The sequence below is a fragment of the Streptomyces spongiae genome, assembly GCF_009377185.1.
In the GTDB taxonomy this organism is placed as follows: Bacteria; Actinomycetota; Actinomycetes; order Streptomycetales; family Streptomycetaceae; genus Streptomyces; species Streptomyces spongiae.
Genome location: NZ_VJZC01000706.1, coordinates 1 through 4,625 on the forward strand (window position 1 = coordinate 1; position 4,625 = coordinate 4,625).

The 4,625-nt window shown below is 68.3% G+C and carries 3 protein-coding genes; 2 read left to right on the top strand and 1 reads right to left on the bottom strand.

What is annotated here, in order from left to right:
- Positions 1-86: 86 nt before the first annotated feature.
- Positions 87-524 carry a DUF3052 domain-containing protein gene (locus FNH08_RS45020; RefSeq protein ID WP_322726475.1) on the bottom strand — a complete coding sequence of 146 codons (438 nt, stop codon included), beginning with the start codon at positions 522-524 and terminating at the stop codon, positions 87-89.
- 452 nt (positions 525-976) lie between these two features.
- Here FNH08_RS45020 and aceE point away from each other — a divergent pair, with 452 nt between their 5' ends.
- Positions 977-3,724, top strand: coding sequence for a pyruvate dehydrogenase (acetyl-transferring), homodimeric type (gene aceE, locus FNH08_RS45030; protein ID WP_322726476.1), 2,748 nt, complete (start codon positions 977-979; stop codon positions 3,722-3,724).
- A 38-nt stretch (positions 3,725-3,762) separates the two neighbouring features.
- Positions 3,763-4,527, top strand: a complete 765-nt coding sequence (locus FNH08_RS45035) for a potassium channel family protein (RefSeq protein ID WP_152777324.1) — start codon at positions 3,763-3,765, stop codon at positions 4,525-4,527.
- Positions 4,528-4,625 lie beyond the last annotated feature (98 nt).

Here is a 4,625-nt window from a genome sequence, read left to right on the forward strand (position 1 = left end):
TGGGACGGGCAGGGGCGGCGGGGGCGAGAAAAACGCCCTGCTCCACCGCCCCGTACCCGGCACTCACAACGCGCCCCGAAGGACACTCACCTCTTCGACTTGGCCCCCTTCGGGGTAGCCAGCCGGCTCCCGCTCCAGTCCTTGCCGACGCTCACACTCTTCGTCGCCGACAGACCCGCCGTCGTCGCGGCTTCGGAGATGTCACTCGGCTCCACGTAGCCGTCGCGCCCCGTCTTGGGCGTCAGCAGCAGGATCGAGCCACCTTCCTCGATGTACGTGATGGCATCCACCAGCACATCGGTCAGGTCGCCGTCCTCGTCGCGGAACCAGAGCACCACGGCATCGGCCACGTCGTCATAGTCCTCGTCGACGAGCTCGCTGCCGACGACTTCCTCAATGGCCTCGCGGAGCTCCTGGTCGACGTCGTCGTCGTAGCCGATCTCCTGGACCACCTGCTCGGGCTGGAACCCCAGCCTCGCGGCAGGGTTCGTCCGCTCCTCCGCGTGGTCCGCGGTCGCGCTCACGGGTTGCCTCCTGATCATGTTCGGGTGGGGTCGCCCCCAGGGAAGTTCAGCCACGCGCGTACGCGAAGCTTGGCCGTAGTCCACACGGGCGGGGCGGATCGCGCAAGTACCCAGCCATCGAGACCGCCGAAACGGTGACGATCCTGGCCGTGTCGCCGCAACTCCAGGCATGGAACCACAGAAGAAGAGTGACACGCGCCACACCGTTCTGCCCGGTTTGTGCATTCAGTAACCATCCGAGGGTACGAGACTCGAATGCCCTTACGGAACGCGCCACGGCCCGGGCGTATCGTTGCGTTTTGCTCGGGCCTGCCCCCAAGCGCCCGTGCGAACGTCCTGGTTACCCCAGGGTAGAGGTGACGTTTACGTTCCCGAGGTACACGATGGGGAACGGTGCAGGCACATAGGTGCAAGGACATAGAAGAGTGGCCCTCTGACAGCGAAGGAACAGCGTGGCTTCCGGATCCGATCGCAACCCGATCATCATTGGCGGCCTTCCGAGTCAGGTCCCTGACTTCGACCCCGAGGAGACCCAGGAGTGGCTCGACTCGCTCGACGCCGCCGTGGACGAGCGCGGCCGTGAGCGCGCGCGCTACCTGATGCTCCGGCTGATCGAGCGGGCCCGCGAGAAGCGCGTGGCCGTGCCCGAGATGCGCAGCACGGACTACGTCAACACCATCGCCACCAAGGACGAGCCGTTCTTCCCGGGGAACGAGGAGATCGAGCGCAAGATCCTCAACGCGACCCGGTGGAACGCCGCCGTGATGGTGTCCAGGGCCCAGCGCCCCGGCATCGGTGTCGGCGGGCACATCGCCACCTTCGCCTCCTCCGCCTCGCTCTACGACGTGGGCTTCAACCACTTCTTCCGCGGCAAGGACCGGGGTGACGGCGGCGACCAGATCTTCTTCCAGGGACACGCCTCCCCCGGCATCTACGCCCGCGCGTTCCTCCTCGACCGCCTCGGCGAGCAGCACCTCGACGCGTTCCGCCAGGAGAAGTCGAAGACGCCGCACGGCCTGTCGAGCTACCCGCACCCGCGGCTGATGCCCGACTTCTGGGAGTTCCCGACCGTGTCGATGGGCCTCGGCCCGATCGGTGCGATCTACCAGGCGCGGATGAACCGGTACCTCCAGGCGCGCGGGATCGCGGACACCTCCAAGTCCCACGTATGGGCGTTCCTCGGCGACGGCGAGATGGACGAGCCGGAGTCGCTCGGCCAGCTCACCCTGGCCGCCCGCGAGGGCCTCGACAACCTGACCTTCGTCGTCAACTGCAACCTCCAGCGGCTCGACGGCCCGGTGCGCGGCAACGGCAAGGTCATCCAGGAACTGGAGTCGGTCTTCCGGGGCGCCGGCTGGAACGTGATCAAGCTGGTCTGGGACCGCTCGTGGGACCCGCTGCTCGCGCAGGACCGCGACGGTGTCCTGGTCAACAGGATGAACACCACGCCGGACGGCCAGTTCCAGACGTACGCCACCGAGACGGGCGGGTACATCCGCGACCACTTCTTCGGCGACGACCACCGGCTGCGCGCGATGGTCGAGCACATGACCGACGACCAGGTCCTGCACCTGGGCCGCGGCGGTCACGACCACCGGAAGATCTACGCGGCGTACGCGGCGGCCCGCGCCCACAAGGGCCAGCCGACGGTGATCCTCGCCAAGACGGTCAAGGGCTGGACGCTCGGCCCGAACTTCGAGGGCCGCAACGCCACGCACCAGATGAAGAAGCTGACGGTCGACGACCTCAAGGGCTTCCGCGACCGGCTCCACCTCCCCATCTCCGACAAGGAGTTGGAGAGCGGCCTCCCGCCGTACTACCACCCTGGGCGGGACTCCGAGGAGATCCAGTACATGCACGACCGCCGCCAGGGTCTTGACGGGTACGTCCCGACCCGCCTCGTGCGGTCGAAGCCGCTTGAGCTGCCGGGCGACAAGACGTACGCGAGCGTGAAGAAGGGTTCGGGTCAGCAGTCGATCGCCACGACCATGGCGTTCGTCCGGCTGCTGAAGGACCTCATGCGGGACAAGGAGCTCGGCAAGCGGTTCGTACTGATCGCGCCCGACGAGTACCGCACCTTCGGCATGGACTCGTTCTTCCCGAGCGCGAAGATCTACAACCCGCTCGGCCAGCAGTACGAGGCGGTGGACCGCGATCTGCTGCTCGCCTACAAGGAGTCGCCGACCGGCCAGATGCTGCACGACGGCATCTCGGAGGCGGGCTGCACCGCGTCGCTGATCGCCGCCGGTTCGTCGTACGCCACTCACGGCGAGCCGCTGATCCCGGTGTACGTCTTCTACTCGATGTTCGGTTTCCAGCGGACCGGCGACCAGTTCTGGCAGATGGGCGACCAGCTGGCGCGCGGTTTCGTGCTGGGCGCGACCGCCGGCCGTACGACGCTGACCGGTGAGGGCCTCCAGCACGCGGACGGCCACTCGCAGCTGCTCGCCTCCACCAACCCCGCGTGTGTCGCGTACGACCCGGCGTACGGGTTCGAGATCGCGCACATCGTGCAGGACGGTCTGCGCCGGATGTACGGCTCCTCCGAGGAGCACCCGCACGGCGAGGACGTCTTCTACTACCTCACCGTCTACAACGAGCCGATCCAGCACCCGGCCGAGCCGGCGGACGTGGACGTCGAGGGCATCCTCAAGGGCATCCACCGCTTCAGGGCCGGCGAGTCGGGGTCCATCCCGGCGCAGATCATCGCGTCCGGTGTCGCCGTGCCGTGGGCGGTCGAGGCGCAGGCGATCCTCGCCTCCGAGTGGAACGTGAAGGCGGACGTCTGGTCGGCGACCTCCTGGAACGAGCTGCGCCGCGAGGCCGTCGAGGTGGAGCGGCACAACCTGCTCCACCCCGAGGAGGAGCAGCTCGTTCCGTACGTGACGCGGAAGCTGACCGGCGCCGAGGGTCCGTTCGTGGCCGTGTCGGACTGGATGCGATCGGTTCCGGACCAGATCGCGCGCTGGGTGCCGGGTACGTACCAGTCCCTGGGCGCGGACGGGTTCGGCTTCGCCGACACGCGGGGTGCGGCGCGGCGCTTCTTCCACATCGACGCGCAGTCGATCGTGGTCGGGGTGCTGACCGAGCTGGCGCGTGAGGGCAAGGTCGACCGGTCGGTGCTGAAGCAGGCGATCGACCGGTACCAGTTGCTGGATGTGTCGGCGGCCGATCCCGGTGCCGCGGGCGGCGACGCGTAGGCGCTCCACCGTCTCTTCACGTTCTCTACGATGCGGGCATGAAAGAGCGACCGGCACAGGTTCGTTGGGAACGGCGTACGCAGCGGCCGTTGTTCGGGTTGGCCGCCGCGTTCGCCGTTGCCTATGCCGTCCCGATCGTGTGGCCCGAGGCGGACCGGGGCGTCGAGCGGCTGTGCACGGCCGTGGAGTGGGCCGTGTGGGGTGCGTTCGCGCTCGACTACCTCGTACGGCTGTTGCTGGCCGAGGAGCGCGCGCGGTTCGTGCGGACGCACTGGCTCGACCTGTGCGCGGTGGTGCTGCCGCTGATCCAGCCGCTACGGCTGCTGCGGCTCGTGTCCACGTTGCTGCTGGTCGGGCAACGGGCGCGGGTGGCCTCGCAGATAAGGCTCACGACGTACGTCGGCGGGGCGGTGGTCGGGCTGCTGATGTTCGGCTCGCTGGCGGTGCTGTCGGTGGAACGGGACTCGCCGAACGGGAACATCAAGACGCTGGGCGACGCGGTGTGGTGGTCGTTCACGACGATGACGACGGTCGGGTACGGGGATCACGCGCCGACGACCGGGCTGGGGCGGATGCTCGCGGTGGGGCTGATGCTGTCGGGGATCGCGCTGCTCGGTCTGGTGACCGCGAACATCGCGGCGTGGTTCATTTCGCGGTTCGAGATGGATGACGTGGAGGAGCGGCGGCAGACGGCGGCGATAGCTGCGCTGGCTGAGGAGGTCCGGGCACTCCGGGCCGAGGTGGCGGCGTTGTCGGATGCGCGGCCTGTCGTTCACAGTTCGGTGGAAGAGCGGCGCCGCTGACCGTTGTACTGCGGGTGCGTGGGCGGCTGCCGGTAGTTCGTGGCTGGTCGCGCAGTTCCCCGCGCCCCTGAAAGACGAGGGGGCTCCCGGCCTTTGGC